This is a genomic window from Klebsiella sp. w6, from assembly GCF_033100215.1.
In the GTDB taxonomy this organism is placed as follows: Bacteria; Pseudomonadota; Gammaproteobacteria; order Enterobacterales; family Enterobacteriaceae; genus Klebsiella; species Klebsiella variicola.
In genome coordinates this window covers 696,370-723,062 of sequence record NZ_CP136907.1, presented here as the reverse complement: position 1 = coordinate 723,062, position 26,693 = coordinate 696,370, and the positions used below count along the sequence as shown (strand labels likewise).

The window sequence follows — 26,693 nt, the reverse complement described above, 5'->3', positions numbered from 1 at the left end:
CCTGCGGCGTTAGTCCGAGTCCGGGCACCAAATTCATAGCAACGGACCTCCACGGAGGTCCGTTTTTGCATTCCAAGCCCGCAGTAATCAACATCTCTTCAATCCCTTAACTCCACCCAACTCAATCAACTTCAACCCGCATCATGTCCATTGCGAGGGTACAACTGAGGGTGAGCTGACTCCGCCCCGGTAGACGATCCTGCCCTATAGCCACAAGCTTTTTCAGCCGCTGATTTTTATCCTCCTGTTGCCGCAGACGATGCAATTCAAGTTCAGTTACGCCCAGAGCAGCGAATTTCTCTTCTAATTATAAAAATGGCTTCAGAAATGCCCATCTTTCGGCAGACTTCCCCGACACAGATGCCGGTTTCGGCCTGCTTCAGTGCAAATGCAATCTGTTCTTCGGTATAACGGGTCTTTTTCATGGCGATATGCCTCTCTGTGAGATGGAAGAAAAACCGTAGACTTCAGTTTATCCTGTCACTCTTTTCTGGGAGGAGATCAACTTAAGAGCCTCGTGATTAACGTCCTGGCTTCAGATAAGGGGTGAACATCCCCTGGAAATCAGATTTTAATTCTGGGGTGATAAGAACATCTCCTGTAACTTTTCTAGATTCTTCTACACCTACCATTTGGGAGCAACCGTCCATTGCATTAAATGATCGTAAATTTTTATAAGTTGTTTCACTACACCATGCTTCATCCACAGATTTTACAATGTTTATATATAAAAATTTTAACTGTGGCTCATTGTCACATTTATCACATCTAAAAAAAGGATACCAATAACTTCTCCCTATACCTATTAAGGTATAGCCTTTCATATATGGTATGTATGCCTTTAATATTCTATTACGAAAATCAGCATGCTGAATATCAACAAAAAAAATATCACCTTTATTTTTATAAGAAATTGTATAGTTTGTTTTTCCTGGAATATAGCCATTGCCATACGCCATTTCATTTGCCAGTCTGAAATCCATGACTATATACCCATAGCCGGGCATCTGTTTAGCGTCTTGATAATCAATAGTTTTATCAAAACTTCCCGAACAAGAAACCATAAACAATGACAGAATAATACAAACTGACAACCTTGCGAGAATTGAAGGCATCTAAATTTCCCTTTAGTAATATTAGCTTCCTGTTAGCAATTATCATCCTTCGCGTTCAACATAGCAACAAATTATTACTTAGAACATGCAGGTTTATTCATCCCCTCCCCGTTTTGCCGTTTCCGGAACACAGCGTTCATAGCGGCGATAAAATGTAATTTGCACGGCGTCGTCAATTCATTTTAATTTTATGGCTTGTCGTGACTAACTGGGCTGTTTTCACCTGTGCGGTGAATTTTGCAGGCAACCTTATCTAGTTCGCCATCGGCGACCTTTAAGCGTCCATATGCTAATTGGTGACCTGGAGCGGTAAAGGACCGCTTGACGACGCCGTAACATCGGACGATATGCAATACATCCTGTGAGTCCATATAGAACACCCTTTGTCGGATTTTCCCAGCTACAGCGGGAAGCTTATTACTTAGATCTGCATCCACGTCTATTCGCGTTCAAAGAGCTTGATAGCCAGTCACGGTACGACAAATCTGCATTACTTGGTTCAGACTGTTATGCATAAATTTGACATACAGTTGGAAGCCTTCTGACCGTCAGTTGGGACCATAGTCACAGACTAAATAGTACTAAAATGAGCAGATGGGACCGTGGTCCCAGGTTGATAATCTGACCGACGATACATGTGGGACTGAATCGCTACGGGTTTAACAAACACTTCAGATTCTCTTGTAATTATAAATAATACCCATCAGGCATGAACCAAATCCCTCAACGTCACCATCAACATCATCGGATCCATCGGCGACGGCTCAAACCCCACCCGCAGGTAAAAATCCCGTGCTTCATCCGACAGGGCGTGAACCAGCATCCCGCGAATGCCGATAGTCTCCGCCACCTGAATCACACGCAGCCCGGCATCACGTACCAGGGCCCGCCCGACACCTTTCCCATGTAGTGATTTATCCACCGCCAGACGACCCAGTACCACAACCGGGATCGGGTCAGGCATATTGCGGCGAAAACGACCCGGCGCAGTATTTGTCGTCACAGCGCTGGAAGCCAGTGAGTAGTAAGCCATCACCTTCGCGTCGTCGCAGCAGACAAAGGTGCGGGATGCGCCAGTAACCTGATTTTTCATCGCCCGCTGTTTCAGCCAGTGATCCATGGAATCTATACCGCAGCAAAACGGGGTAAGAATATGCCCGGCATGAAGCGGTTCTGGTGCCGAGATCATTCTTCCTGTTCCCACGGCGCAGGGGTCTGCATAGTTTTACGCAGTGCGGCATTAGGTGCAGGAGCCTGATCCAGACGAGCGAGAAATTCCTGATAAGCCTGCGGATCGGCCATAATGATGCGTTGCTCAATCAGCGCTTCCTCAGCGGCAGCGCGGGCGGCCTCCAGCACAAAGTCGGTGCGGTTTTTCCCTCTGGCTTTCGCCGCCCGATCAATAAGATCGCGTTCGGCAGGTTTAATGCGCAGATTTAACGTTTCGCGTTTTATGGACATGCTGTTTGCGGCTGGCATAGTTCTATCCTTTAGTCGATGGCTGGACAGTAATTATACAATCAATGTAACGCTAATGTCATTACGAAATACAGAACTCAGATGAAATCTCACGAAGACTTAAACCCATTTATTGCCTATGCAAATAATGTCATCTTTATGATTTAAAACCCAAAATACCCTCACCACTTAACACTCTATAGCACAAGAAGTACTGACAGAAATCCAAGTGGTCATGCACTTAAGACGATCGCGCACAGACAATAGTGATCGCCAAAAAGACGGGTTTTCTCTTTTCTACACCCTGCATCGGTGTCTATGGGTTTCTACCACGCCGTATCCTCTGTGCCATTAAGGCCTATTTCCCATAGAATCTTTTCGAAAATGCATTTTCAGATATCAAATAACACGCTGATTCAAATCGCCATTTTCTCGCCAAAAGCGGCTAAAAACGCCCTTTTCTGGCAATCGATCCGCCCAGGTGGCTACCCTGCTTTCCCTCCAGATGGCCAAATAGCATCTTATATTCCATTTGACGCTAACAGGCAGAGAAATGTTCTTTAAATTACCGTTTTCACAGCTCTACCATGCAAAAATATCTTAAACGAGTGGGTAAATGGTTATGTCACTGTTTCATTCCGTGAGCGACCTGATCGGTCATACTCCCCTGCTCCAGTTGCACAAACTGGATACCGGCCCCTGCAGTCTGTTTTTAAAACTGGAAAATCAGAATCCCGGCGGGTCAATTAAAGATCGCGTTGCGCTGTCGATGATTAATGAAGCCGAGCGCCAGGGAAAACTGGCGCCCGGAGGAACGATAATCGAAGCCACCGCCGGCAACACCGGCCTCGGCCTGGCGCTGATCGCGGCGCAGAAAAATTACCGGCTGATCCTGGTGGTGCCGGACAAAATGAGCCGCGAGAAAATCTTTCACCTGCGGGCGCTGGGCGCGACGGTGCTGCTCACCCGTTCCGACGTCAATAAAGGCCATCCGGCCTATTATCAGGATTATGCCCGCCGCCTTGCCGATGAAACGCCGGGCGCCTTTTATATCGACCAGTTTAATAACGACGCCAATCCGCTGGCCCATGCCACCTCCACTGCGCCGGAGCTTTATCAGCAGCTGGAGGGCGATATCGACGCCGTCGTCGTCGGCGTCGGCTCCGGCGGTACGCTGGGCGGGCTTCAGGCCTGGTTTGCTGAACACTCGCCGAAAACGGAATTTATTCTCGCCGATCCGGCGGGTTCCATTCTTGCCGATCAGGTCGATACCGGACGCTACGGCGAAACGGGATCCTGGCTGGTCGAAGGGATCGGCGAAGATTTTATCCCGCCGCTGGCCAGGCTGGAGGGGGTACATACCGCGTATCGCGTCAGCGACCGCGAAGCGTTCCAGACTGCGCGCCAGCTGCTGCAGGTCGAGGGCGTGCTGGCCGGCTCTTCCACCGGCACCTTGCTCAGCGCCGCCCTGCGCTACTGCCGGGCACAAAGCCGTCCGAAACGGGTGGTGACCTTCGCCTGTGATAGCGGCAATAAATACCTGTCCAAAATGTTCAACGATGACTGGATGCGCCAGCAAGGACTGATCGCCCGGCCCGAACAGGGCGATCTCAGTGATTTTATCGCCCTGCGCCATGACGAAGGCGCCACCGTCACGGCCGCGCCGGACGACACCCTGGCCGCAGTCTTTACCCGCATGCGGCTGTATGACATCTCCCAACTGCCGGTGCTGGAGGATGGCCACGTGGTCGGCATTGTCGATGAGTGGGATTTGATCCGCCACGTACAGGGCGATCGCCAACGCTTCTCCCTGCCGGTCAGCGAAGCGATGAGCCGCCATGTTGAAACTCTCGATAAGCGTGCGCCAGAGAGCGAACTGCAGGCTATTCTCGATCGCGGTCTGGTGGCGGTGATCGCTGACAACGCGCGTTTTCTTGGCCTGGTCACCCGCAGCGATGTACTAACCGCCTGGCGTAACCGAGTCGCACAATAAGGAATTTTTTTATGTCATCTATCCACACCCTGAGCGTACATAGCGGAACCTTCACCGACAGCCACGGCGCAGTGATGCCGCCGATTTACGCCACCTCCACTTTTGCTCAGCCGGCGCCGGGGCAGCATACCGGCTATGAATATTCCCGCAGTGGGAACCCTACCCGCCACGCGCTGGAGACGGCGATCGCCGACCTGGAAAACGGCACGCGCGGCTACGCGTTCGCCTCCGGGCTGGCCGCCATCTCCACCGTGCTGGAGCTGCTGGATAAGGACAGTCACCTGGTGGCGGTCGATGATGTGTATGGCGGCACTTATCGCCTGCTGGAAAACGTTCGCCGCCGTAGCGCTGGTCTGCAGGTGAGCTGGGTGAAACCCGACGACCTGAAGGGGATTGAAGCGGCGATCCGCCCCGATACGCGCATGATCTGGGTGGAAACGCCCACCAACCCGCTGCTGAAGCTGGCGGATCTCAGCGCCATCGCCGCCATCGCGCGACGCCATAACCTGATCAGCGTCGCCGATAACACCTTCGCCTCGCCGGCGATCCATCGCCCGCTGGAGCATGGATTTGATATTGTGGTGCACTCCGCGACCAAATACCTCAACGGCCATTCCGATGTCGTCGCCGGCCTGGCGGTGGTTGGCGATAACTCCGAGCTCGCGGAAAAGCTTGGCTATCTGCAGAATGCGGTAGGCGGTGTACTCGACCCGTTCAGCAGCTTCCTGACGCTACGTGGTATCCGTACCCTGGCGCTGCGGATGGAGCGCCACAGCGCGAACGCGCTGCAGCTCGCCGAATGGCTGGAACAGCAGCCGGAAGTGGAGCGAGTCTGGTTCCCCTGGCTGGCCTCGCACCCGCATCATCAGCTGGCGCGCCAGCAAATGGCGCTGCCCGGCGGCATGATTTCGGTGGTGGTGAAGGGCGATGAAGGTTACGCCGAGCGCATTATCAGCAAGCTGCGCTGGTTTACGCTTGCGGAGAGCCTGGGCGGCGTGGAGAGTCTGGTGAGCCAGCCGTTCAGCATGACCCATGCCTCGATCCCGCTGGAGAAACGTCTGGCGAATGGCATCACGCCCCAGCTGATCCGCCTGTCGGTGGGGATCGAAGATCCCAACGATCTGATTGCCGACTGGCAGCAGGCGCTGCGGGAGGAGTGATTATTCCGACGCGCGGGTCATTGTCAGCGCGTCGGCCATTCCCTGCTGAAGATGGGCAATAAACTGCGTCAGCTTCGGCAGGGGCCGACGATCCTGGCGCCAGAGCAGATGCACGGGTCTCGGCTGCGGGGTCCAGGCCTCCAGCACCCGCACCAGGCTGCCGCTGGCCAGCGCATCGGCCAGCAGCACCTCCGGCTGCATCAGCAGCCCGGCCCCGGCGATTGCCGCCTGGCGCAGCGCGTAACCATCATTGCAGCGTAAAATCGCATCGCGTTTCCAGCGAACTTCCCCCTCTATGCCCGGCAGTCGCCACTCATTGCGGGCGGTCCAGACCGTATGGGACAGGCAGAGATGATCGGCGAGATCCTCTGGCGTCCCGGGGGTCCCGTAACGCGCCAGATAAGCCGGCGCGGCGCAGATCACCATCCGATACGGCGCCAGATAGCGGGCCACCAGATCCTCCTGATGGATCTCGCCAATGCGGATCGCCAGATCGACCCCCTCATCCACCAGATCGACCATCCGGTTAGTCAGATCCAGTTCCACCCGGACCGCAGGCCAGGCCTGCAGGAAGGTGGCGGTCAGGGGCGCGATCACGCTGGCGCCAAACGAGGTGGGGGCGCTCACCCGCAGGGTGCCGGCGGGCGCCAGCCGCAGCCGCTCGACCGCGCTTTCGGCGATGGAGACCTGCTCCATCACCCGTTTCGCTTCGTCAAAATAGACCCGCCCGGCGTCGGTGAGGCTCTGGCGTCGGGTGTTACGCTCCAGCAGACGCGTCGCCAGCTGGCTTTCCAGCTGGGCGATATATTTCCCGACCATCACCGCCGACAGCCCCAGGCGCGACGCCGCCCCGGTAAAGCTGCCGCACTCCACCACGGCAATAAACGTCTCCATCCCTCGCAGCTTATCCATATTGCTAACCTCTGGTTAGTAATGTTCTAACTTTTAGCCAGTTTATCCGATATTCGTTTTATTAAAGAATAGCGTCTCACCTCATCAGGAGACAGCCATGAAAATTATCGTTATCGGTGCCAGCGGCACCATCGGTCGCGCGGTCAGCGAAGAGCTGAGCCAGAGACATGACGTTATCCGCGTCGGCCGCACCCGGGGAGATTATCAGGTGGATATCACCTCGCAGGAGAGCGTCGAGGCGCTATTTGCCCAAACGGGCGAAGTAGATGCGATTGTCTCCACCACCGGCAATCTGCACTTTGGGCCGTTAAGCACCATGACCGACAGTCAGTTCAACCTCGGGCTGCAGGACAAGCTGCTGGGGCAAATTCGCCTGGCGCTGATCGGGCAGCATTTCCTGCGTGACGGCGGGTCGATTACTCTGGTCAGCGGTATTGTCGCCCAGGAGCCCATTGCTCAGGGCGTCAATGCCACGACGGTCAACGCCGGTCTGGAAGGCTTTGTGCGCGCCGCCGCCTGCGAACTGCCACGCGGGATCCGCATCAATCTCATTAGCCCCACCGTGCTCAGCGAGTCGCTGGCGGCCTACGGCGACTTTTTCCCGGGCTTTGCCAGCGTCCCCGCCGCCGCCGTGGCGCAGGCCTATCGTCGCAGCATTGAAGGCGTTCAGACCGGCCGCATCTACCCGGTCGGCTACTAGCCTGCGCCGGCCCGCCGGGGCCGGCGCTTACATCAGGCCGTCATTGCAGGTACACTGACGGCTGATTGTCTCCGACCGAAAAACTGATGTTGAAAAAATTACCTTTTATTATCCCGCTTTTGGCGCTTATCGCGCTGCTGGTCTGGTGGTTCACCCCGCATTACACCGCAGATGAAGAAGCCTACTACCGGGCAGTCTTTTGCATGATCGATCATGACGACAGCCGCCAGTTCCTCCACGATATGCAAAATATCGTCGAAGGGGGAAATTCTGACTATGCATTGCATAAAACCCATTACCTGCCGGCGCTGGGGCAGCGGATGCTGGACACCTGGCGCCAGCTCAGCGCGCAGGAGCAGCAAACACTGGGCGAAGATCGGCAGCGCTGTGGCGAGATATTGCGCGAAAAACAGCAGGGAAAATCATCCTGATGGGGGGCGAAATCGCAGTATATCTTCAGCGTCGAATGAGATTTTGCTGTTGGTAGCCAGATGACCGCCATAAAACACCCCGCTCTTGCGGGGCCGCGATATGACGTTTTTTTCTGCTGCGACATACTATAAAAAGTAGTTGATCTGGTACGAACTAACTCTTATTTTGCTTCTCAGTTTTCAAAATGAGATAAAACTGATGCCAGTCATTATTGCCAGTAGTATTAAAGAAGCCAAAGCATTGATTAACGGTGGGAAATACAGAGAAATTATTCTCAACTTCGATATTGATGCAGATGACTTTTTCTCTCTCGCCAGCCATTCTGCTGGGACAAAAATCTCCATCTCCGACCGAAACGATCGCTCTCCGGTAAAATCAGAAAAATAATTAACCCGCGAGGGACATTTATGTGGTTGTTTATTGGCACCTTTGCGGTTGCTTTTCTCGCATCGCTGATGCTGGTCTGGCTGGATGACCGGATCGCCGAGACAGATTGACCCTGGCGCTGGACGCTAACGTCAGTTCCTCCCGCTCTCGCCGCGAAGGGCTGTGCGCCGTCGTTAAGCGGCGCACAGCAGAGTCATTACAGGGAGGCCGCCAGCCGCTCAACGGCCGTCAGCAACCCGGCCTCAGACACCGTGGAGTAGGAGAGACGCAGAGTACGGGTATCCGGCTTATCGTGATAGAACGCTTCGCCAGGAACGTAGACTACGCCGTTTTCCAGCGTTTTCTTCATCCATTCCATGGTATCGAACGGATAGCGGAAACGCGCCCACAGGAACATGCCCCCCTGCGGGCGGCTGAATTCCAGGTGCTCGCCAAGGCGGCTTTCCAGCGCGTCGGCCAGCGCCACACACTTCTTGCGGTAGTCTTCGCGAATCAACGCGATCTGGTTCTCCAGCCGGTTCATGCCGAGGTACTCCGCGGTGATCACCTGCGAAAGCATATTGGTATGCAGATCCGCCGCCTGCTTGACGATCACCGTCTGCTGCGCCAGCCAGTCCGGCATCACGACCCAGCCGATGCGCATCCCCGGCGCGAGGATCTTCGAAAAGGTCGAGGTGTAGACCACCTGATCTTCACAGCCCAGCTCAACCGCGTGCTGATAGAGCGGGCGTCGAACGGCGTCAGTGAAGCTAATTTCGCCATAGGGATCGTCTTCCAGAATGACGAAGTCATATTTTTTCGCCAGTTCAACCAGGCGACGACGACGCGTCTCGCTCAGCGTTTTGCCGCCGGGGTTGCCGAACGTCGGCACCAGATAAACGGCTTTGACGTGGGTGGTCTCCAGCAGGTCGGCCAGTTGCTCCACCAGCATCCCGTCATCATCGGTGTCGACACTGAGAATATTGGCCTGCGCCAGCTGAAACACCTGCAGCGCCGCCAGATAGGTAGGACGCTCAACGACAATAGTGTCACCTGGATCGAGCAGCGTACGAGCAACGATATCCAGCGATTGCTGCGAGCCGGAGGTGATATAGACCTGAGCGGGAGAACAGGTCACGCCACGGGAGTGACAGATTTCACTCACCGCCTGACGTAGCGGCGGGTAGCCCTCCGTCAGACCGTACTGGAATGCGTCATGAAAACGTTCGCTCATCACCTTCTGCACCGCCAGCTCCAGGCCTTCGGTATCAAACAATTCCGGGGCCGGAATGCCGCCGCCAAGCGAGATCACGCCGGGCAGTTTACTGTGCTTGAGAAGTTCGCGGACGGCGGAGGGCTTGAGTTCACCCGCGCGGGCGGCGAGACGCCGATCGTGCATACTATTTTCCTTTTCTGTCTTGTTGTTGTGTTAATTATCTTCGCTTCGTTGCAGGTGTTCCCCGGCGGCGCTGACCATGCCGGGGCTATCCTTTTCTGTACGTTGTCACCCGGACAGGGGTATGCCGCTACCCGGGTTTCGCACGTCATGCTTTGTCTTTCAAAACGATTAACGGCTCGATATCGCTCTCTTTTTTCACCACCAGCGACGAATCGCCGCGCAGACAGGTACCGCCGTAGTTACCGCCGACGGTAAATGTGCACACCTGAATGTACTTACCGTCCACTTTCGGCAGGCACCACAGCTGCTGGTAGATATTCTTGCGATCGACAAACTGGCCGCTGGTCTTATCCAGAACCTCATCCTGAGGACCGATCAAATCGATATTGTTCCCGCAGCGTCCGGAAATGGGCTTCACGGCATAGCCGGTTTTCGCCAGCTCGTCGTTAACCACAAAATCGGTATCCAGCAGATAGCGATGATGCGGGAACAGCGACCACAGCACCGGCAGAATCGCTTTGTTGCCCGGGATCACCGTCCACAGGGGTTCGAATACCAATACTTCAGGACGCAGCAGGACGTCAATCAGCCGCACCTCATTCTGCGGATGTCCGGTACGAATCGGCACCGCCGCGTACTCATCGGCGCTGACTTCGCGCACCTGCTCAATGGCGGTTTCCCATGCCCAGGTTTTCCAGACGCAGTTGACCAGCCGCCCGTCAGCGTCAATCAGCTGGCCGGCAGCGTCCCAGCGCAGCTCATCAAGGCCAAAGAGAATTTTGCTCTCAAAACCGGCCTGGGTCAGCGAACGCTGAATAAATTTCGCGTGGTAATTCTCTTCCAGATCCTTGTCCTGCATGATGTGGACGAAGGGCCGCGCCCGGCTGTGTTTCCACGCCCCCGCCAGCTCATCGAGCAGACCTTCCGCCGGATTGTGGCCGGTGCCGTAGTAGCCCTGCTTCAGCCACTGCTCAAGGATCAACCCGCCTTCGGTATGGCAGGAGGCGGAGTCGGCATTGTATTCGTACACCTTCAGCCCGCGCTCGTCCATGCAGAAATCCATGCGCCCGGTGATCATATGATGACGACGGCGCTGCCAAGAGAGACGCAGACGCGGCCAGAGGATTTTCGGGATATCAAACAGCGCCAGCAGGTTATCATCCTTCATCACCTTATCGGTGGCGTGCAGATACATCAGGTGTAGCTCGTTAGTGGCTTTGATCAGCTCCTGTTCGGCGCTTTCGCTGATGGTGAAATACTGGTAGGGATCCTGGTTGATGAAATGGCCGTTGGCCGCCACGTAGGCTTTCTGCAGCGGATCTTTCTCGTTCAGCCATTTGCCGCGGAACTGGCCGTTGTTCGGCAGCCGCGCGCCTTTGATCGCCATCGCCTCGCCCGGCAGCACCGGCTGCGGCAGGCTGTGTTCGGTATCGGCGGTCTGGATCATCCAGCCTAAAATTTCGGTATCGGTAAAGGTATCTTTGATGGTGTACCGGCCGGCGTTGACCTCGAGGGTCAGCTCGCGGGTCCACTGCTGGCCCTGCGGCAGCGGCGAGTGAATGACGTTCTGCTCGGCGATACGCACTTTATTGCCGACAAGCTGGGTGATCACCGCGACGTGGCCGGTGTGCTTAAACTCGCCTCCCTTCTGCCAGATCAGTAACGAACCGGCGATGGGCGGACGGCGGGAACCGTTGGCGAAGGCCTGCAGCGGCAAAATATTGTCATTGACCACTTCACGCAGGAAACGCAGGGAGAAGATTTCATATGCCATCCCCACATCGGTAAAGACAAACCCGTAGGTCAGGAACAGAAAGCGGCGTGCAAACTCGACGCACTGCCATTTATGCCCCATATACTCATTGCCGATGTAGCTGCGAAACGTCGCATCATCCGGGTAGTCTTGCGGATTTAAGCTACTGTAATTCGATGAATAAATCGCCACGCCGCCGGGCGCGTAGCCTAACAATGTCCCAAACGGGGCGTCACTGCTTGTCGATCCTTTGCTCATTTAGCCTGACCTCAAATTAATGCAGCCCGGGCAGTTGGCGAAACAAAACTCCCTCTTCTTATCCTGCCGCAGGCACTTACCAGACAGAGGTGTAACGATGATACCACTCATTCGTTTCGCTAATCGTGCCGTTAAGGAAAATAACCCTGCAGCCGGAAACAAAAGTGATATCGTTATCGGTGATATAACAAAAAAACAACGCAACATCAGGAGTCGACAATGAGCACACCCTCGCATCTGAATGCCCAACCGCTGGTCTGGGGACACGGTCCGCGGACGTTTGAGGTGTTCCTTGAGCCCACCTGCCCCTACTCTGTCCGCGCGTTTAATAAGCTCGACGACCTGCTTGATGAGGTCGGCGCCGATAACGTCACCATCAAGATACGCCTGCAGTCGCAGCCGTGGCATCTGTTCTCCGGGGTGATTGTCCGCTGCATCCTCGCCGCGTCTACCCTGCCGCACGGCAGAGAGCAGGCGCATAAGGTGATGCAGGCCGTGGCCGACCATCGGGAAGAGTTTGAGTTTACCGATCACTGCAGCGGGCCGAATATGAACGCCACGCCGCAGCAACTCATTGAACGCATTGAACGTTACAGTCACGTGCTGCTGGGGGCCGCCTTTGCCCGCCCGGAGCTGCAGGACGTGATCAAGTGGCACAGTAAATACGCCCGTCAGAACGGCATTCACGTCTCGCCGACCTTTATGGTCAATGGCCTGGTGCAGCCGGATCTGGGCAGCGGTGATGATGTCAGCGTGTGGGCTGCGCGGATTATGGCCTGAGGTCACCTGCTACACTTTTTGTACATCCACGAAAAAGGCAAACCAGCATGTCAGAGCAAAACTACCAGCCACCCAAAGTGTGGGAATGGAAGCAAAACAGCGGCGGCGCGTTCGCCAATATCAACCGTCCCGTTTCCGGCGCGACCCATGAACGCGTCCTGCCGGTCGGTACCCATCCGCTCCAGCTATACTCACTGGGCACGCCCAACGGCCAGAAGGTGACGATCATGCTGGAGGAGCTGCTGGCGCTGGGCGTCAGCGGCGCGGAGTACGACGCCTGGCTAATACGCATTGGCGAAGGGGATCAGTTTTCCAGCGGCTTTGTCGATATCAACCCGAACTCGAAGATCCCGGCCCTCAGCGACCACTCCACCACGCCGCCGACCCGGGTATTTGAGTCCGGCAACATTCTTCTCTATCTGGCGGAAAAATTTGGCTTCTTCCTGCCAAAAGATCCTGCCGGCCGCACCGAAACCCTCAACTGGCTGTTCTGGCTGCAGGGCGCGGCGCCATTCCTCGGCGGCGGCTTCGGCCACTTCTATAACTATGCGCCGGTGAAGATCGAGTACGCGATCGACCGCTTTACGATGGAAGCCAAACGCCAGCTCGACGTGCTGGACAAACAGCTCGCCCGCGGTCGCTATGTGGCCGGCGAGGAGTACACCATCGCCGATATGGCTGTCTGGCCGTGGTATGGCAACGTAGTGCTGGGCAATGTCTATAACGCGGCGGAGTTCCTCGACGCCGGGAGCTATAAAAACGTGCTGCGCTGGGCGCAGGATGTGGGCAACCGCCCGGCCGTCAAGCGCGGACGCATCGTCAACCGCACCAACGGCCCGCTCAATGAGCAGTTACATGAGCGCCACGACGCCCGCGACTTTGACACCCAAACGGAAGATAAGCGCCAGGCGTAAGGTCTTCACCCTTTCCCGCTGACGGGAAAGGGTTCCCACCACAGGACGGCTCCGCCTGCGAAGCCGTCCTGTTTAGCTTTCCAGCCGATAGCCCGCCAGAAAATAGCGCATCGCCATACCCGACCCACCTTCTTTGAAGAAATCCATCACCATATCTCTGTCAAGGCCATAGCGACGGGTCAGGATCCCCGCCTCCCACGCGCTGAGCTGACGGTCGCCGGTTTTTTCAAACATGCGGTGCGAGTAGCCGAGCACAAACCCGCGTTTATAGTCGGCGCAAAAATTCGCCGCATGCGCGGCGGTGTCAGCATAGGATGCCTGTAGCCCCGCCATTAAGCCTTTGCCAAAATGATTTTCCATCGCGCCCTCCCAATCGTTATATAATAAATTATATAGCGTTTTTTTGAGCGAGCGGTAGCGCTATTTATGACGTTTGCGCTAGCGTAAATACTTCTCAAACCATGCCAGCGTGCGTTGCCAGGCCAGATCAGCCGCAGCCCGATCGTAGCGCGGCGTGGAATCATTATGAAAGCCGTGATTCACGCCCTGATAGAGATAGGCCTCGTAGACTTTATGGTGTTCCTTCAACGCCTGTTCATAGGCGGGCCAGCCTTCATTAATGCCGCTATCGAGGCCGGCATAGTGCAGCAGCAGCGGCGCTTTAATTTTATCGACCTCCTTCAGCGGCGGCTGGCGGCCGTAAAACGGCACCGCGCAGGCTAGCTCCGGGATCGCCACCGCCGCCGCGTTGCTGACGCCGCCGCCGTAACAAAACCCGGTGATACCGACCTTCCCCGTCGCCTGTGGATGCTTCGCCATAAACGCGACCGCCGCAAAAAAATCATTCATCAGCTTCACGGGATCGACTTTCTGCTGTAGCAAGCGGCCTTCATCATCATTCCCCGGATAGCCGCCGACGGCGCTCAGGCCATCCGGCGCCAGCGCGATATATCCCGCTTTCGCGACCCGCCGGGCTACGTCTTCAATGTAGGGATTCAGGCCTCGGTTCTCATGTACCACCACAACGGCGGGCGCTTTGTCGGCTATTTTCGTCGGCGTCACCAGGTAAGCCCGCACTTCGCCGTGGCCGTCAGGAGAGGGATAATGAATATACTCCGGACGGATATCCGGATCGGTGAACGGTACCTGCTCTGCCAGGGCATAGTCGGGCTTCAGCAGATTAAACAGCGCCAGCGCGGTCATCCCGCCGACAGTATATTTCCCCGCCAGCTGGAGAAACTCGCGTTTGCTGATTTTGCCGTGGGCATAGTAGTCATAATACTCGAGCAGCTGCTGCGGGAAATCTTTGGCCGTTAATCGCGTCATCACCCTGCCTCCGTTGTTAAGCGCCCTTTAAGCAAAGCAGAAGCCCGGACATACGCCAGCGCAGAGAAGCAGAAACGGGGGAGAAAAAAGCCCAGCGGCTAACACCGCCGGGAGAGAAGAGATCAGTGTTTCACTTTGTTCAGACGATCGAGATAGCCCATCACAAAGGCCGAAAGGACGAAGGTCAGGTGGATAATCACGTACCACATCAGCTTATTGTCCGGCACGTTTTTCGCATCCATAAACACCCGCAGCAGGTGGATAGAGGAGATCGCCACAATTGACGCCGCGACTTTATTCTTCAGAGAGGTGGCGTCCATTTTACCGAGCCAGCTCAGCTTCTCTTTCCCTTCATTGATATCCAGCTGCGACACGAAATTCTCATAGCCCGAGAACATCACCATCACCAGCAGGCCACCCACCAGGGTCATGTCCACCAGCGACAGCAGCGTCAGGATCAATTCCGACTCGCTGACGCTGAAGATATGCGGCAGAACGTGGACGATCTCCTGAAAAAATTTGATGGTCAGCGCGACCAGTCCCAGCGAAAGGCCAAAATAAACCGGTGCCAGCAGCCAGCGCGAAGTGTACATAGCGTTTTCCAGAAAGCGTTCCATATAATCCTGTTAGTTAACAAAAAGAAGCGACATTATATCTCAGACAGATAACGTGATGGCAACGCCAGGCCAACACATCGCCGGCAGACGGCCATAAAAAAGGCCGGCGCGCGGCCAGCCTTTTCAGGAACAGAATCGGATTATTTGGCTTTGACGGTCTCTTCGCCCACCAGCCCGATCTTGAGATAGCCCGCCTGATGCAGGGTATCCATCACTTTCATCATCGTCTCGTAATCGACGGTTTTATCCGCGCGGAAGAAGACAGTGGTATCTTTTTTGCCGGCGGTCAGGCTATCCAGGGCGTTAATCATATTCGCTTCGGTAATCGGGTCGTTGCCGAGGAACATGCTCTTATCCGCCTTCACCGACAGATAAATGGGTTTTTCCGGTCGCGGTTGCGGCTGGCTGGAGGAGGCCGGCAGATTCACCTTCACGTCAACCGTCGCCAGCGGCGCAGCCACCATAAAGATAATCAGCAGAACCAGCATGACGTCGATAAACGGCGTCACGTTGATCTCATGCATTTCGCCGTTATCGTCCAGATTTTCATTAAGACGCATCGCCATAGCCGATCAACCTACCCGTAATTTCTGCGCGCTACGCACCGGCTTCACACCGCTGGCGCTGAGGTCCAGGTCGCGACTTTGCAGCAGCAGCACCTGAGCGGCGACGTCGCCGAGCGAGGCCTTGTAGCTGCCAATCATGCGGGCAAAGATGTTATAGATGACCACCGCCGGGATGGCGGCGAACAGGCCGATGGCCGTCGCCAGCAGCGCTTCCGCGATGCCCGGCGCTACCACCGCAAGGTTGGTAGTCTGCGTCTGGGCGATACCGATAAAGCTGTTCATGATGCCCCAGACGGTCCCGAACAGACCCACGAACGGCGAAATGGCACCGATGGTGGCCAGATAACCATTGCCGCGCCCCATATGGCGACCGACCGCCGCGACGCGGCGCTCAAGGCGAAAACCGGTGCGTTCCTTGATGCCTTCATTGTCTTCCGCACCGGCAGAGAGTTCGAGTTCGTTCTGCGCTTCATTGATAAGCTGGGTGGTCAGGCTCTTCGCCTCAAAGGCGCTGGCGATATCGCTGGCCTGATCGAGAGAGCGGGCTTCCGCCAACTGCTGCTGTTCACGTTTGAGGCGACGCTTGCTGGCGAGGATTTCCGCCCCTTTGCCGAAAAAGATGGCCCAGGTGACGACCGACGCCAGAATCAGGCCAATCATCACCACCTTAACGACAATATCGGCATGATGATACATACCCCAAACGGAGAGATCCGCCTGCATCAAATTATTACCCACGCTCTATCTCCACGACGATAATCACAAAATCTGCCCACAATAATATCAAAACGACATCGAATTGATAGTGGTTCTCATTAGTATTTACACTGTGCAGCAAATCACGTTTATTTTCCTTGCGCTCACGCAGTAAAAAAGCGGCTTACTGCGGGCCTGGTAAAATTTTCGCCTGTATCGGCACCGCACTGGTACAGAAAAGAAGATTCATGCTAGTTTAGACGTCCAGACGTATAAAAACAGGTTCATCAACATGGCTGATAAACATCTTGATACCGCGCTGGTCAACGCCGGGCGGAGCAAAAAATATACCCAGGGCTCAGTGAACAGCGTGATCCAGCGCGCGTCATCGCTGGTTTTCGACACCGTAGAGGCCAAAAAACACGCCACCCGCAACCGGGCTAACGGCGAGCTGTTCTACGGGCGTCGCGGCACCCTGACCCACTTCTCACTGCAGGAAGCGATGTGCGAGCTGGAAGGCGGCGCCGGCTGCGCCCTCTTCCCCTGTGGCGCGGCCGCGGTGGCCAACACCATCCTGGCGTTCGTCGAACAGGGCGACCATGTGCTGATGACCAATACCGCCTATGAGCCAAGCCAGGATTTTTGTACCAAAATTCTCGCTAAACTCGGCGTCGCCACCAGCTGGTTCGATCCCCTCATTGGCGCCGATATTGCCCAACTTATTCGGCCGGAGACCCGCGTGGTGTTCCTGGAATCGCCTGGCTCCATCACCATGGAAGTGCATGATGTGCCAGCGATTGTCGCCGCCGTGCGTCAGGTCGCGCCGGAAGCGATTATCATGATCGATAACACCTGGGCGGCGGGGATCCTGTTCAAAGCGCTGGATTTTGGCATCGATATTTCTATTCAGGCAGGCACCAAATACCTGATCGGCCATTCTGACGCCATGGTCGGCACTGCGGTGGCGAACGCGCGCTGCTGGCCGCAGCTGCGTGAGAATGCCTATCTGATGGGACAAATGCTGGACGCCGATACCGCCTATATGACCAGCCGCGGCCTGCGCACCCTGGGCGTGCGCCTGCGTCAGCATCATGAAAGCAGCCTGCGCATCGCCGAGTGGCTGGCGCAGCATCCGCAGGTGGCGCGGGTCAACCACCCCGCCCTGCCCGGCAGTAAAGGCCATGAGTTCTGGAAGCGCGATTTTACCGGCAGCAGCGGGCTGTTCTCGTTTGTACTCAACAAGCGCCTCAATGATGCCGAACTGGCCGAGTACCTCGACAATTTCAGCCTGTTCAGCATGGCCTACTCGTGGGGCGGCTTTGAATCGCTGATTCTGGCCAATCAGCCGGAGCAAATCGCTCACATCCGACCTGATGCGGAAGTCGACTTCAGCGGCACGTTGATCCGTTTGCACATTGGTCTCGAAAATGTTGACGATCTGCAGGCGGATTTAGCAGCGGGCTTCGCGCGTATCGTGTAAAGTGACAGTCAGTGGCAACAATAGCGGACGCTTTTTAGCAAAGCGGCCGCTTTTGTTGCGCCCGGGATCAAGGTGCTCGGGTCTCTTCAGGAGTACACTAGTCAACAATACGGTACCACTTAGGAAAGTCCATGGTTGTCATTCAAGAGATTGTCGCCGCGTTGTGGCAACATGATTTTGCCGCATTGGCGAACCCTCACGTTGTGGGCGTTGTATATCTGGTTATGTTCGCCACCCTGTTTCTGGAAAACGGGCTGCTGCCCGCGTCCTTTTTACCGGGGGACAGCCTGCTGCTGCTCGCCGGCGCGCTGATTGCTAAAGGCGTCATGGACTTTGTGCCCACTATCGCCATTCTGACCGCCGCCGCCAGCCTCGGCTGCTGGTTGAGCTATGTGCAAGGGCGCTGGCTGGGCAATACGCAAACGGTGAAAGGCTGGCTGGCGCATCTGCCGCACAAGTACCATCAGCGCGCCACCTGTATGTTTGATCGCCACGGCCTGCTGGCGCTGCTCGCGGGCCGCTTTCTGGCATTTGTCCGCACCCTGCTGCCAACCATGGCGGGGATTTCCGGCCTGCCGAACCGCCGCTTTCAGTTCTTCAACTGGCTGAGCGCCCTGCTGTGGGTTGGCGTGGTCACGGGTCTCGGCTATGCACTGAGCATGATCCCGTTTGTGAAGCGCCATGAAGATCAGGTCATGACCTGCCTGATGATCCTGCCGATTGCTCTGCTGCTGGCGGGCCTGCTCGGCACGCTGTTCGTGGTGATCAAAAAGAAATACTGCAGCGCCTGACGGCCACCTGCCGGGGGGCCTGCGCCCGCCCGGCTTGCCCTTCCCGATATTACATGCCCTGCATCGTGCGAATTCGTGCGGCATCTTCCCCGGGCGTCATACCGAAGTAGCGCTTAAACTCGCGGCTGAACTGCGAAGGACTTTCATACCCCACCCGCATCGCCGCCGCGCTGGCCTTCATGCCGTCATGGATCATCAGCATACGCGCCTTGTGCAAACGGTAGGTTTTCAGATACTGCAGCGGTGAAGTACTGGTCACCGATTTAAAATTATGGTGAAACGCCGAGACGCTCATATTCGCCTCTGCCGCCAGCCGATCGACGCTCAGGTTTTCGGTGTACTGGCTCTCGATGTGTTTCAGCACGCGACTTATCAAACTGAAATGGGTCTGTCGGCTGACCAACGCCAGCAGTGCGCCGCCGCAGGGGCCCGTCAGCACATAGTAGAGGATTTCACGGATAATCTGCTTGCCAAGAATGCGCGCGTCCAGCGGACGATCCATGACGTCGAGCAGCCGTTCGGCAGCGCATAAAATATCTTCGGAAAGCACTGCCGAATTTATTCCGCTGGAGGCGACGGCGGGCTGAAACAGCGGATCCTCGCCAATATCCATCAGCAGCTCCTGCAGTTGCAGGATATCGACGTTCAGACGCATCCCGGCGAGGGGCACCTCCGGGGTGGCAAAGGTTTCGCATTCGAAGGGCAGCGGCACGGTCAGCAGCAGATATTCATTTGTGTCGTAGCGAAAAGTCCGCTCATTGATATAACCAATTTTATGGCCGGAAAAGAGAAAAACGATCCCCGGCTGATACATCACCGGCGTCCGGGTACCCGGCTGCGTCCCATACAGCAGGCGGACGTCAGGCAGCAGCGAACTTAACAGTTCGTGCTTATCTTTCAGCTGGTTAATCTTCTCTGTCAATATCTGGCATATCTGTGCGTGTTGCATTGCCACCGCCTCTCCCGATGTTTCTTCACCCATACATTGTGCGCAGGCTGGCGAGAATTCTCCAGCCACATGGAGAAATAGGCAAGACATCGGCAGAAATGTGCATTGAGGGTCAACGGCGCCAGGACCACAATAACCGTCATCTGGCAGCGGTATCGTCCCTGTCGGCGGTTTTACTCTTTTGAGGACACTAGCAATGAATAATTTTGACCTGCATACCCCAACCCGCATTCTGTTTGGCAAAGGCGCGATTGAAAAGCTGCGTGAACAGATCCCGGCGGAGGCTCGCGTACTGATCACCTACGGCGGCGGCAGCGTGAAAAAAACGGGCGTCCTGGATCAGGTACTCACCGCCCTGAATGGCCTGGATGTCCTTGAATTTGGCGGCATCGAGCCGAACCCGTCTTACGAAACTCTGATGAACGCCGTGAAGCTCGCCCGTGAAGAGAAGGTCACCTTCCTGCTGGCGGTCGGCGGCGGTTCAGTACTGGATGGCACCAAGTTCATCGCCGCGGCGGCCCATTACGACGCCGCTATCGATCCATGGGAAATTCTGGAAACTTACGGCAGTAAGATCGCCAGCGCCATTCCAATGGGTTCGGTTCTGACTCTGCCAGCGACCGGTTCTGAATCAAACAAAGGGGCGGTGATTTCGCGGAAAACCACCGGCGACAAACGCGCGTTTATGTCTTCGCACGTCCAGCCACAGTTCGCGATCCTCGACCCGGTTTACACCTACACTCTGCCACCGCGCCAGGTCGCCAACGGCGTGGTTGACGCCTTCATCCATACCGTTGAACAGTACGTCACCTACCCGGTTGACGGCAAAATTCAGGACCGTTTCGCCGAAGGCATTCTGCTGACGCTGGTGGAAGATGGCCCGAAAGCGCTGCAGGAACCAGAGAACTACGACGTGCGCGCTAATATTATGTGGGCGGCGACTCAGGCGCTGAACGGTCTTATCGGCGCTGGCGTACCGCAGGACTGGGCGACCCATATGCTCGGCCACGAACTGACGGCGATGCATGGTCTGGATCACGCCCAGACGCTGGCTATCGTGCTGCCGGCGCTGTGGAATGAGAAACGCGATACCAAGCGCGCGAAGCTGCTGCAGTATGCCGAGCGCGTATGGAATATCACCGAGGGCTCCGAAGAACAGCGTATCGATGCCGCTATTGCCGCAACCCGTAGTTTCTTCGAGCAGATGGGGGTGCCGACCCGCCTCTCCGATTACGGTCTCGACGGTAGCTCCATCCCGGCGCTGCTGGCGAAACTGGAAGAGCACGGCATGACCAAACTGGGCGAACATCAGGATATCACCCTGGACGTCAGCCGCCGTATTTACGAGGCTGCTCGCTAATTTAACCCCGCCTGATTCACCTCTCCTTACGTTAAACAAACGTCGGGGAGAGGTGTTTTTACTACCGTTTTTAGCTATTTCGTCCAGACTTAATGCTACCCCTCGGCGGATTCTGCCTCGCCGAGTTCATTAACAGGAGGAAGGCATGACACATCCAACCGTTATAAAACTACACGACGGCAACCTGATGCCGCAGCTGGGTCTCGGCGTGTGGAAAGCTGGCAACGAGGAAGTCGTCTCCGCCATTCATAAGGCGCTGGAAGTCGGTTATCGCTCCTTTGACACCGCCGCCGCGTACCAAAATGAGGCCGGCGTCGGCAACGCGCTGCACAGCGCAGGCGTCAATCGCGATGAGCTGTTCATCACCACCAAGCTGTGGAACGACGATCAAAAACGGCCGCACGAGGCGCTGAAAGAGAGCCTCAGCAAGCTGAAGCTCGACTATGTGGATCTCTACTTAATCCACTGGCCGGTGCCGGCGATCGGCCATTACGTCGAAGCCTGGCAGGCTCTGATCGAGCTGCAGCAGCAGGGGCTGGCGAAAAGCATCGGCGTGTGTAATTTCCAGGTCCCGCATCTGCAGAAGCTGATTGATGAAACCGGCGTCGCACCGGTGATCAACCAGATTGAGCTCCATCCGCTGCTGCAGCAGCGTCAGCTGCATGCCTGGAACGCCACCCACAAGATCCAGACCGAATCCTGGAGCCCGCTGGCCCAGGGCGGTAAAGGGGTGTTCGATCAGAAAGTCATCCACCAGCTCGCCGATAAGTACGGCAAAACGCCGGCGCAAATCGTCATCCGCTGGCATCTTGATAGCGGTCTGGTGGTGATCCCGAAATCAGTGACGCCGTCGCGTATCGCGGAAAACTTTAACGTCTGGGATTTCCGTCTCGACAAAGACGAACTCAGCGAAATCGCGAAGCTGGACCAGGGCAAGCGTTTAGGGCCCGATCCGGATCAGTTTGGCGGCTAACATATAAAAAAGCCGGATAGCACTGACGCCTATCCGGCTCTCTAACTGGCCTGGCCAGCAAAGCGCTACCGGGCACAACGTCAGGCTTAACGCCCGGCGACTTTACCGCGTTTGACCGGTTTTTTCGCCGTCGTTTCACCGTTAGAACGCTGATGTACAATCGGCGTGTGCTTGGTCAGCGCCGGACGGGTATGGCGGTTCTGGCGACGCGCTTCACGCATCTCATCCAGCGTCGGGGCAGGCACCAGGCAGTCGCGGCGTGAGCCAATCAGGTGCTTTTTACCCATCGCCTCCAGCGCCTGACGTATCAGCGGCCAGTTTGCCGGATCGTGATAGCGCAACAGCGCTTTATGCAGACGGCGCTGTTTATCGCCCTTCGGCACCACCACGTCCTCGCTCTTATAGCCGATTTTACCCAGCGGGTTCTTGCCGGTGTAATACATAGTGGTCGAGTTCGCCAGCGGCGACGGATAGAAGTTCTGCACCTGGTCGAGACGGAAGCGATGTTTCTTCAGCCACAGCGCCAGGTTCACCATATCTTCATCACGGGTTCCCGGATGGGCGGAGATAAAGTACGGGATCAGATACTGTTCTTTACCCGCCTGCTTCGAATAGGTATCAAACAATTCTTTAAAGCGGTCGTAGCTGCCCATCCCCGGCTTCATCATCTTCGACAGCGGCCCCTCTTCGGTATGCTCCGGGGCGATCTTCAGATAGCCGCCGACGTGGTGGGTCGCCAGCTCTTTGATATAGCGCGGATCTTCGACGGCGATGTCATAGCGTACGCCAGAGGCAATGAGGATCTTCTTAATGCCCTTCAGCTCACGGGCGCGACGGTAAAGATTGATCGTCGGCTCATGGTTGGTATCCATGTGCGGGCAGATATCCGGGTAGACGCAGGAGAGACGGCGGCAGGTCTGCTCGGCGCGTGGCGATTTGCAGCGCAGCATATACATGTTGGCCGTTGGTCCGCCGAGATCGGAGATCACCCCGGTAAAGCCGGGCACCGTGTCGCGAATGGCTTCGATTTCATTAATGATCGAATCTTCTGAACGGCTCTGGATAATGCGCCCTTCGTGCTCGGTGATTGAGCAGAACGAACAGCCGCCGAAGCAGCCGCGCATGATGTTGATCGAGAAACGGATCATCTCATACGCCGGGATACGCGCGTCGCCGTAAGCAGGATGCGGCACACGCTTGTAAGGCAGCGCGAAGACGCTGTCCATCTCTTCAGTCGAGAGCGGGATTGCCGGCGGGTTGATCCAGATATAGCGTTCGCCATGCTTTTGCATCAGCGCCCGGGCGCAGCCGGGGTTGGTTTCATGGTGCAGAATACGCGAAGCGTGAGCGTACAGGACCTTATCGCCTTTCACCTTCTCGAAGGAAGGCAGCAGCACATAGGTCTTTTCCCACGGTTTGGGCCGCGGCGGCTGCACGGTGATGCTTTTGGCTTCCTGCTTTTTCGGCGCAACCGGCTTGTTATCGGCACACGGCAGATCCTCACCGTACGGATGCGGGATGGGATCAATTTTGCCAGGCGTATCCAGGCGGGTGGAATCGACGCCGCTCCAGCCCGGCAGCGCCTCTTTCACCATGATGGCGGTATTGCGCACATCGCGGATCTGGTCGATGGTTTCGCCCATCGCCAGGCGATGCGCGACTTCCACCAGCGGACGCTCGCCGTTGCCGAACATCAGCATATCGGCCTTGGAGTCCACCAGCACCGAGCGGCGCACGGTATCGGACCAGTAATCATAATGCGCGGTACGGCGCAGGCTGGCCTCGATGCCGCCAAGGATCACCGGCACGTCTTTCCACGCCTCTTTACAGCGCTGGGTGTAGACCAGGGTGGCGCGGTCCGGGCGTTTACCCGCCACGTTGCCGGCGGTGTAAGCATCGTCATGGCGCAGCTTACGGTCGGCGGTGTAGCGGTTGATCATCGAGTCCATATTGCCCGCGGTCACGCCGAAGAACAGGTTCGGCTTACCCAGGCGCATAAAGTCGTCTTTGCTGTTCCAGTCCGGCTGGGAAATGATCCCCACCCGGAACCCCTGCGCTTCCAGCATACGGCCGCAGATGGCCATCCCGAAGCTCGGGTGGTCGACGTAGGCGTCGCCGGTCACCAGAATAATGTCGCAGCTATCCCAGCCAAGTTGGTCCATCTCTTCACGCGACATCGGTAAAAATGGCGCAGGGCCAAAACAGGCAGCCCAGTATTGCGGCCAGGAAAAAAGGTCACGATCCGGTTGGATCAGGGATATTGCGCTCATATTGCTTCCGGGGGAAATGATAAAAAAATAACCAAAAGGGCGTGGATTATAAGCCGGAATGATAGTGGAAATGAAGGAGGATTTTCTCAAACCCTGACCGTGTTCCGGCCAGGGTTGAAGAGATTACGGCGCGGGATTCACCAGCATCTGGCCGATCGAGCCGCGGTCGGCAAGCTCCAGCGTCTGGCTCAGATACTGGAACGGGAAGTGCGGCCACGACGGCTGAGCATAGTAGACCAGCAGTTCAACCTGCCCGTCGACCCACACGGTGTCCTTCCAGCCGCGATCTTCCGGGAAGGGCGACGAGCCGTTGACGTTACGGATCTGGAACATCACCCCTTCAATATGGAACGACTGCGGGCGGTCGGCGCGCACCGTCCAGCGCTCCCAGGTCCCCTGTTGCGCCGTGATATCGATACGCTGCGGATCCCACAGCTGGCCGTTGATGCCCGGATCGTCGCCAAGGGTGATATCCCGGCTGCGGATCGGCGTGCCGGAGAGCAGTTCGGTCGGCAGCAGACGCACCGGCAGACTGTCGGTGACCAGCGGCAGCAGCCCGGTCGGCCGCAGGGTCAACACCAGCGTGGAGACCAGGATGCTTGACGGTTCAAAAAAGCCGCGGATACGGTCGACAATACTCGCCGCTTCTCCGCAGGTAATGGACACTTCATCGCCGTTGGTCATATCGACCAGAATTTCACGCCGTTCCCCCGGCCCCAGCGACAGCTGCTTGAGCGAGACCGGCGCCGGCAGGAACCCCTGATCCCCGGAAATCACATGCAGCAGTCGGCCATCGCTCATCTGCAGCTGATAGCGCCGGGAGTTGGAGGCGTTCAGCAGGCGCAGGCGCACCCAGCCGCGCGACACTTCGACATAGGGGCTCTGCACGCCGTTAACCAGCAGCGTATCGCCAACGAAGCCGCCGCTCCCCGGTTCGCTATATTCCGGCGTGCCGAAGTTATCCAGCCGCTTGTCCTGAATAATCACCGGGAAGTCATCAACGCCGTAGTGGTTAGGGATTGGCAGGTTCTTGCTGACCTCATCTTCCACCAGCCACATGCCGGCCAGGCCGTTGTATACCTGCTTCGCCATCCGGTTCGGCGTGTTGGCCTGATACCACAAGGTGGCAGCGCTTTGGCGGATAGGCAGCACCGGCGCCCAGTCGGCGTTCGGCGACATCATACGCGCCGCGCCGCCGATCAGCGGGCCAGGCACCTGCAGACCGCGGATGGTCATCGCGACATTCTCAGTCAGACGGTTGCTGTAGATAAGCTTGACGTCGTCCCCGCTCCAGACGCGGATCGTCGGCCCCATGTAGCGGCCATTGATCCCCCAGACGGGGGCGCGAGTGCCTGGCGTAAACGACCAGTGCGAACGCTGCAGCGTCAGAAACAGCGGCTGACCGCGACGCGATTCCAGCAGCGGCGGAACCGGCAGCGCAAGCTGCTGGCCGGCGGCATGGGCTTTCAGCGGCGCGGCGCCAGCGCACAGCGCTACGCCGGAAGCCTTAATAAACTGACGCCGACTGAGTGACATATTAACTCCATGACATACTGACAAATGAAAAAGGGAATTCGTTTCCCGCCAGCAATACGCGCGCGTTGGCGGCGTTTCCTGTCTTATGACTTTTTAGCCGCTTCGCGCGCGGCCACTTCGTTGTCCAGCTCAGCAATTTTGGCGGCCATCAGCTCGCGGCAATGCGTCGCCAGCGCGCGCACGTTGTCTTTACCGAACTGGCTGGTATCCACCGGCGGCAGCATCTCAACAATCACCAGACCGTTGTTCCAGCGGTTGAGCTTAATTTTGTTCGATGTGTTGGACACGCACACCGGAATAATCGGCACTCCGGCGGCGATCGCCGCGTGAAAGGCGCCGGTTTTAAAAGGCAGCAGGCCGCGGCCGCGACTGCGGGTCCCTTCCGGGAACATCCAGAACGAAATTTTACGCTTTTTAAAGGCGTTCACCACTTCAGCAATGGTGCCATGCGCTTTGGTTCGGTTATTACGGTCAATCAGCAGGTTGCCCGTCAGCCAGTAGAGCTGGCCAAAGAACGGGATCCACAGCAGGCTTTTTTTACCTACGGTGACCGTCGGCGGCTGCACGATGTTCGACGCCGTCACCATATCATAGTTGTTCTGGTGGTTAGCGATGTAGATCGCGTTGCCATAGCTTTCCGCATCAGCAGGTTTGCGCAGTTCCACCTTCAGGCCAAATACCGGAGATAAGCGGCCAAACAGATGGCCGAAAGTGGCAACATGTTTTGGATTACGCGGGCTGAACAAGCAGTACAGACAGCCAAGTATGCACACCACGATGCAATAAATGACCACGAAAATTACTCGAAAAATGAATAGCATAGCTACCTCTAAAACCCAAACCGCTTAGAATTATTCGCTGCTGACAGAAGGCAGGCTCATCAGTTCTG

General features: G+C 56.6%; 27 protein-coding genes and 1 pseudogene. 11 read left to right on the top strand and 17 right to left on the bottom strand.

Annotation, left to right across the window (positions count from 1 at the left end; translation table 11 throughout):
• Nucleotides 1–127 precede the first annotated feature (127 nt).
• The 4 genes and pseudogenes from R0140_RS03560 to R0140_RS03545 all read right to left on the bottom strand — a co-directional run.
• A pseudogene (locus R0140_RS03560) lies at nucleotides 128–425 on the bottom strand (transposase); the annotation flags it as partial.
• Between the two features lie 96 nt (nucleotides 426–521).
• Nucleotides 522–1,115: a hypothetical protein gene (locus tag R0140_RS03555; protein WP_004188553.1), complete on the bottom strand. Its 594-nt coding sequence runs from the start codon at nucleotides 1,113–1,115 to the stop codon at nucleotides 522–524.
• Between the two features lie 703 nt (nucleotides 1,116–1,818).
• On the bottom strand, nucleotides 1,819–2,304 hold the full coding sequence (locus tag R0140_RS03550; RefSeq protein WP_032740995.1) for a GNAT family N-acetyltransferase: 486 nt from the start codon (nucleotides 2,302–2,304) through the stop codon (nucleotides 1,819–1,821).
• Nucleotides 2,301–2,594: a type II toxin-antitoxin system TacA family antitoxin gene (locus R0140_RS03545; RefSeq protein ID WP_004150912.1), complete on the bottom strand. Its 294-nt coding sequence runs from the start codon at nucleotides 2,592–2,594 to the stop codon at nucleotides 2,301–2,303. Before R0140_RS03545 ends, R0140_RS03550 begins: the two co-directional genes overlap by 4 nt.
• Before the next feature lie 595 nt (nucleotides 2,595–3,189).
• Here R0140_RS03545 and R0140_RS03540 point away from each other — a divergent pair.
• Together R0140_RS03540 and R0140_RS03535 are read left to right on the top strand one after the other, a co-directional pair.
• Nucleotides 3,190–4,566: a pyridoxal-phosphate dependent enzyme gene (locus R0140_RS03540; protein WP_016161835.1), complete on the top strand. Its 1,377-nt coding sequence runs from the start codon at nucleotides 3,190–3,192 to the stop codon at nucleotides 4,564–4,566.
• Nucleotides 4,567–4,577: 11 nt separating this feature from the next.
• Entirely contained in the window at nucleotides 4,578–5,726 is a 1,149-nt protein-coding gene (locus R0140_RS03535) for a trans-sulfuration enzyme family protein (RefSeq protein ID WP_008806488.1), read from the top strand.
• Here the strand turns inward: R0140_RS03535 and R0140_RS03530 are convergent, their stop codons facing one another.
• A complete protein-coding gene (locus tag R0140_RS03530; RefSeq protein ID WP_012540554.1) occupies nucleotides 5,727–6,638 on the bottom strand; it encodes a LysR family transcriptional regulator in 912 nt (303 codons plus the stop codon).
• Nucleotides 6,639–6,735: 97 nt separating this feature from the next.
• On the opposite strand from R0140_RS03530, the gene R0140_RS03525 reads away from it, so the two are divergent.
• The 3 genes from R0140_RS03525 to R0140_RS03515 all read left to right on the top strand — a co-directional run bounded on the left by R0140_RS03525 (nucleotide 6,736) and on the right by R0140_RS03515 (nucleotide 8,157).
• On the top strand, nucleotides 6,736–7,338 hold the full coding sequence (locus R0140_RS03525) for a short chain dehydrogenase (protein WP_012540553.1): 603 nt from the start codon (nucleotides 6,736–6,738) through the stop codon (nucleotides 7,336–7,338).
• Between the two features lie 86 nt (nucleotides 7,339–7,424).
• Entirely contained in the window at nucleotides 7,425–7,769 is a 345-nt protein-coding gene (locus tag R0140_RS03520) for a hypothetical protein (RefSeq protein WP_012540552.1), read from the top strand.
• Between the two features lie 199 nt (nucleotides 7,770–7,968).
• Nucleotides 7,969–8,157 carry a hypothetical protein gene (locus R0140_RS03515; protein WP_016161836.1) on the top strand — a complete coding sequence of 63 codons (189 nt, stop codon included), beginning with the start codon at nucleotides 7,969–7,971 and terminating at the stop codon, nucleotides 8,155–8,157.
• A gap of 196 nt (nucleotides 8,158–8,353) precedes the next feature.
• On the opposite strand, the gene R0140_RS03510 is transcribed toward R0140_RS03515, so the two are convergent.
• The 3 genes from R0140_RS03510 to R0140_RS03500 all read right to left on the bottom strand — a co-directional run bounded on the left by R0140_RS03510 (nucleotide 8,354) and on the right by R0140_RS03500 (nucleotide 11,745).
• The gene (locus R0140_RS03510; protein ID WP_110185299.1) at nucleotides 8,354–9,535 is read right to left on the bottom strand and encodes an aminotransferase-like domain-containing protein; all 1,182 of its coding nucleotides are present in this window, start codon (nucleotides 9,533–9,535) and stop codon (nucleotides 8,354–8,356) included.
• Between the two features lie 145 nt (nucleotides 9,536–9,680).
• A complete protein-coding gene (gene gss, locus R0140_RS03505; RefSeq protein ID WP_008806494.1) occupies nucleotides 9,681–11,546 on the bottom strand; it encodes a bifunctional glutathionylspermidine amidase/synthase in 1,866 nt (621 codons plus the stop codon).
• Between the two features lie 76 nt (nucleotides 11,547–11,622).
• Nucleotides 11,623–11,745 (bottom strand): hypothetical protein, encoded by a 123-nt coding sequence (locus R0140_RS03500; RefSeq protein WP_004217169.1) that lies wholly within the window; start codon nucleotides 11,743–11,745, stop codon nucleotides 11,623–11,625.
• A gap of 20 nt (nucleotides 11,746–11,765) precedes the next feature.
• Here R0140_RS03500 and R0140_RS03495 point away from each other — a divergent pair, with 20 nt between their 5' ends.
• Both R0140_RS03495 and yghU read left to right on the top strand, forming a co-directional pair.
• On the top strand, nucleotides 11,766–12,326 hold the full coding sequence (locus tag R0140_RS03495) for a DsbA family protein (protein ID WP_317703943.1): 561 nt from the start codon (nucleotides 11,766–11,768) through the stop codon (nucleotides 12,324–12,326).
• A gap of 47 nt (nucleotides 12,327–12,373) precedes the next feature.
• On the top strand, nucleotides 12,374–13,240 hold the full coding sequence (yghU, locus tag R0140_RS03490) for a glutathione-dependent disulfide-bond oxidoreductase (RefSeq protein ID WP_008806496.1): 867 nt from the start codon (nucleotides 12,374–12,376) through the stop codon (nucleotides 13,238–13,240).
• Nucleotides 13,241–13,312: 72 nt separating this feature from the next.
• On the opposite strand, the gene R0140_RS03485 is transcribed toward yghU, so the two are convergent.
• The 5 genes from R0140_RS03485 to exbB form a co-directional block, all read right to left on the bottom strand.
• Nucleotides 13,313–13,600 carry a DUF2623 domain-containing protein gene (locus R0140_RS03485; RefSeq protein WP_002916743.1) on the bottom strand — a complete coding sequence of 96 codons (288 nt, stop codon included), beginning with the start codon at nucleotides 13,598–13,600 and terminating at the stop codon, nucleotides 13,313–13,315.
• 78 nt (nucleotides 13,601–13,678) lie between these two features.
• Nucleotides 13,679–14,566 (bottom strand): YghX family hydrolase, encoded by an 888-nt coding sequence (yghX, locus tag R0140_RS03480; RefSeq protein WP_012967220.1) that lies wholly within the window; start codon nucleotides 14,564–14,566, stop codon nucleotides 13,679–13,681.
• A 122-nt stretch (nucleotides 14,567–14,688) separates the two neighbouring features.
• Complete coding sequence (locus tag R0140_RS03475) at nucleotides 14,689–15,183, bottom strand: TIGR00645 family protein (protein WP_008806498.1); 495 nt, start codon at nucleotides 15,181–15,183, stop codon at nucleotides 14,689–14,691.
• Nucleotides 15,184–15,323: 140 nt separating this feature from the next.
• Entirely contained in the window at nucleotides 15,324–15,749 is a 426-nt protein-coding gene (gene exbD / locus R0140_RS03470) for a TonB system transport protein ExbD (RefSeq protein WP_012967219.1), read from the bottom strand.
• 6 nt (nucleotides 15,750–15,755) lie between these two features.
• Entirely contained in the window at nucleotides 15,756–16,487 is a 732-nt protein-coding gene (exbB, locus tag R0140_RS03465) for a tol-pal system-associated acyl-CoA thioesterase (protein WP_004174395.1), read from the bottom strand.
• Nucleotides 16,488–16,737: 250 nt separating this feature from the next.
• On the opposite strand from exbB, the gene metC reads away from it, so the two are divergent.
• Together metC and yghB are read left to right on the top strand one after the other, a co-directional pair.
• Nucleotides 16,738–17,925, top strand: a complete 1,188-nt coding sequence (gene metC / locus R0140_RS03460) for a cystathionine beta-lyase (protein ID WP_008806499.1) — start codon at nucleotides 16,738–16,740, stop codon at nucleotides 17,923–17,925.
• Between the two features lie 131 nt (nucleotides 17,926–18,056).
• Nucleotides 18,057–18,716 (top strand): DedA family general envelope maintenance protein YghB, encoded by a 660-nt coding sequence (gene yghB, locus R0140_RS03455; protein WP_004205217.1) that lies wholly within the window; start codon nucleotides 18,057–18,059, stop codon nucleotides 18,714–18,716.
• Between the two features lie 49 nt (nucleotides 18,717–18,765).
• Here the strand turns inward: yghB and R0140_RS03450 are convergent, their stop codons facing one another.
• Nucleotides 18,766–19,665, bottom strand: coding sequence for an AraC family transcriptional regulator (locus tag R0140_RS03450; protein WP_012967218.1), 900 nt, complete (start codon nucleotides 19,663–19,665; stop codon nucleotides 18,766–18,768).
• Nucleotides 19,666–19,861: 196 nt separating this feature from the next.
• On the opposite strand from R0140_RS03450, the gene yqhD reads away from it, so the two are divergent.
• On the top strand, nucleotides 19,862–21,025 hold the full coding sequence (gene yqhD / locus R0140_RS03445; RefSeq protein WP_317703942.1) for an alcohol dehydrogenase: 1,164 nt from the start codon (nucleotides 19,862–19,864) through the stop codon (nucleotides 21,023–21,025).
• Between the two features lie 145 nt (nucleotides 21,026–21,170).
• Nucleotides 21,171–21,998: a 2,5-didehydrogluconate reductase DkgA gene (gene dkgA / locus R0140_RS03440; protein WP_008806502.1), complete on the top strand. Its 828-nt coding sequence runs from the start codon at nucleotides 21,171–21,173 to the stop codon at nucleotides 21,996–21,998.
• An 86-nt stretch (nucleotides 21,999–22,084) separates the two neighbouring features.
• Here the strand turns inward: dkgA and R0140_RS03435 are convergent, their stop codons facing one another.
• From R0140_RS03435 to plsC, 3 genes are all read right to left on the bottom strand, one after another.
• Nucleotides 22,085–24,358, bottom strand: a complete 2,274-nt coding sequence (locus tag R0140_RS03435; RefSeq protein WP_171005125.1) for a YgiQ family radical SAM protein — start codon at nucleotides 24,356–24,358, stop codon at nucleotides 22,085–22,087.
• Between the two features lie 33 nt (nucleotides 24,359–24,391).
• Nucleotides 24,392–25,804: a cell division protein FtsP gene (gene ftsP, locus R0140_RS03430; RefSeq protein WP_008806504.1), complete on the bottom strand. Its 1,413-nt coding sequence runs from the start codon at nucleotides 25,802–25,804 to the stop codon at nucleotides 24,392–24,394.
• A gap of 83 nt (nucleotides 25,805–25,887) precedes the next feature.
• On the bottom strand, nucleotides 25,888–26,625 hold the full coding sequence (gene plsC / locus R0140_RS03425) for a 1-acylglycerol-3-phosphate O-acyltransferase (RefSeq protein WP_008806505.1): 738 nt from the start codon (nucleotides 26,623–26,625) through the stop codon (nucleotides 25,888–25,890).
• Nucleotides 26,626–26,693: the final 68 nt, after the last annotated feature.

What these genes read in the sequence shown, in the direction of transcription:
- R0140_RS03555 (WP_004188553.1), bottom strand. Translation starts at nt 1,115, where the DNA reads ATGCCTTCAATTCTCGCAAGGTTGTCAGTTTGTATTATTCTGTCATTG.
- R0140_RS03550 (WP_032740995.1), bottom strand. Translation starts at nt 2,304, where the DNA reads ATGATCTCGGCACCAGAACCGCTTCATGCCGGGCATATTCTTACCCCG.
- R0140_RS03545 (WP_004150912.1), bottom strand. Translation starts at nt 2,594, where the DNA reads ATGCCAGCCGCAAACAGCATGTCCATAAAACGCGAAACGTTAAATCTG.
- R0140_RS03540 (WP_016161835.1), top strand. Translation starts at nt 3,190, where the DNA reads ATGGTTATGTCACTGTTTCATTCCGTGAGCGACCTGATCGGTCATACT.
- R0140_RS03535 (WP_008806488.1), top strand. Translation starts at nt 4,578, where the DNA reads ATGTCATCTATCCACACCCTGAGCGTACATAGCGGAACCTTCACCGAC.
- R0140_RS03530 (WP_012540554.1), bottom strand. Translation starts at nt 6,638, where the DNA reads ATGGATAAGCTGCGAGGGATGGAGACGTTTATTGCCGTGGTGGAGTGC.
- R0140_RS03525 (WP_012540553.1), top strand. Translation starts at nt 6,736, where the DNA reads ATGAAAATTATCGTTATCGGTGCCAGCGGCACCATCGGTCGCGCGGTC.
- R0140_RS03520 (WP_012540552.1), top strand. Translation starts at nt 7,425, where the DNA reads ATGTTGAAAAAATTACCTTTTATTATCCCGCTTTTGGCGCTTATCGCG.
- R0140_RS03515 (WP_016161836.1), top strand. Translation starts at nt 7,969, where the DNA reads ATGCCAGTCATTATTGCCAGTAGTATTAAAGAAGCCAAAGCATTGATT.
- R0140_RS03510 (WP_110185299.1), bottom strand. Translation starts at nt 9,535, where the DNA reads ATGCACGATCGGCGTCTCGCCGCCCGCGCGGGTGAACTCAAGCCCTCC.
- gss (WP_008806494.1), bottom strand. Translation starts at nt 11,546, where the DNA reads ATGAGCAAAGGATCGACAAGCAGTGACGCCCCGTTTGGGACATTGTTA.
- R0140_RS03495 (WP_317703943.1), top strand. Translation starts at nt 11,766, where the DNA reads ATGAGCACACCCTCGCATCTGAATGCCCAACCGCTGGTCTGGGGACAC.
- yghU (WP_008806496.1), top strand. Translation starts at nt 12,374, where the DNA reads ATGTCAGAGCAAAACTACCAGCCACCCAAAGTGTGGGAATGGAAGCAA.
- R0140_RS03485 (WP_002916743.1), bottom strand. Translation starts at nt 13,600, where the DNA reads ATGGAAAATCATTTTGGCAAAGGCTTAATGGCGGGGCTACAGGCATCC.
- yghX (WP_012967220.1), bottom strand. Translation starts at nt 14,566, where the DNA reads ATGACGCGATTAACGGCCAAAGATTTCCCGCAGCAGCTGCTCGAGTAT.
- R0140_RS03475 (WP_008806498.1), bottom strand. Translation starts at nt 15,183, where the DNA reads ATGGAACGCTTTCTGGAAAACGCTATGTACACTTCGCGCTGGCTGCTG.
- exbD (WP_012967219.1), bottom strand. Translation starts at nt 15,749, where the DNA reads ATGGCGATGCGTCTTAATGAAAATCTGGACGATAACGGCGAAATGCAT.
- metC (WP_008806499.1), top strand. Translation starts at nt 16,738, where the DNA reads ATGGCTGATAAACATCTTGATACCGCGCTGGTCAACGCCGGGCGGAGC.
- yghB (WP_004205217.1), top strand. Translation starts at nt 18,057, where the DNA reads ATGGTTGTCATTCAAGAGATTGTCGCCGCGTTGTGGCAACATGATTTT.
- R0140_RS03450 (WP_012967218.1), bottom strand. Translation starts at nt 19,665, where the DNA reads ATGCAACACGCACAGATATGCCAGATATTGACAGAGAAGATTAACCAG.
- yqhD (WP_317703942.1), top strand. Translation starts at nt 19,862, where the DNA reads ATGAATAATTTTGACCTGCATACCCCAACCCGCATTCTGTTTGGCAAA.
- dkgA (WP_008806502.1), top strand. Translation starts at nt 21,171, where the DNA reads ATGACACATCCAACCGTTATAAAACTACACGACGGCAACCTGATGCCG.
- ftsP (WP_008806504.1), bottom strand. Translation starts at nt 25,804, where the DNA reads ATGTCACTCAGTCGGCGTCAGTTTATTAAGGCTTCCGGCGTAGCGCTG.
- plsC (WP_008806505.1), bottom strand. Translation starts at nt 26,625, where the DNA reads ATGCTATTCATTTTTCGAGTAATTTTCGTGGTCATTTATTGCATCGTG.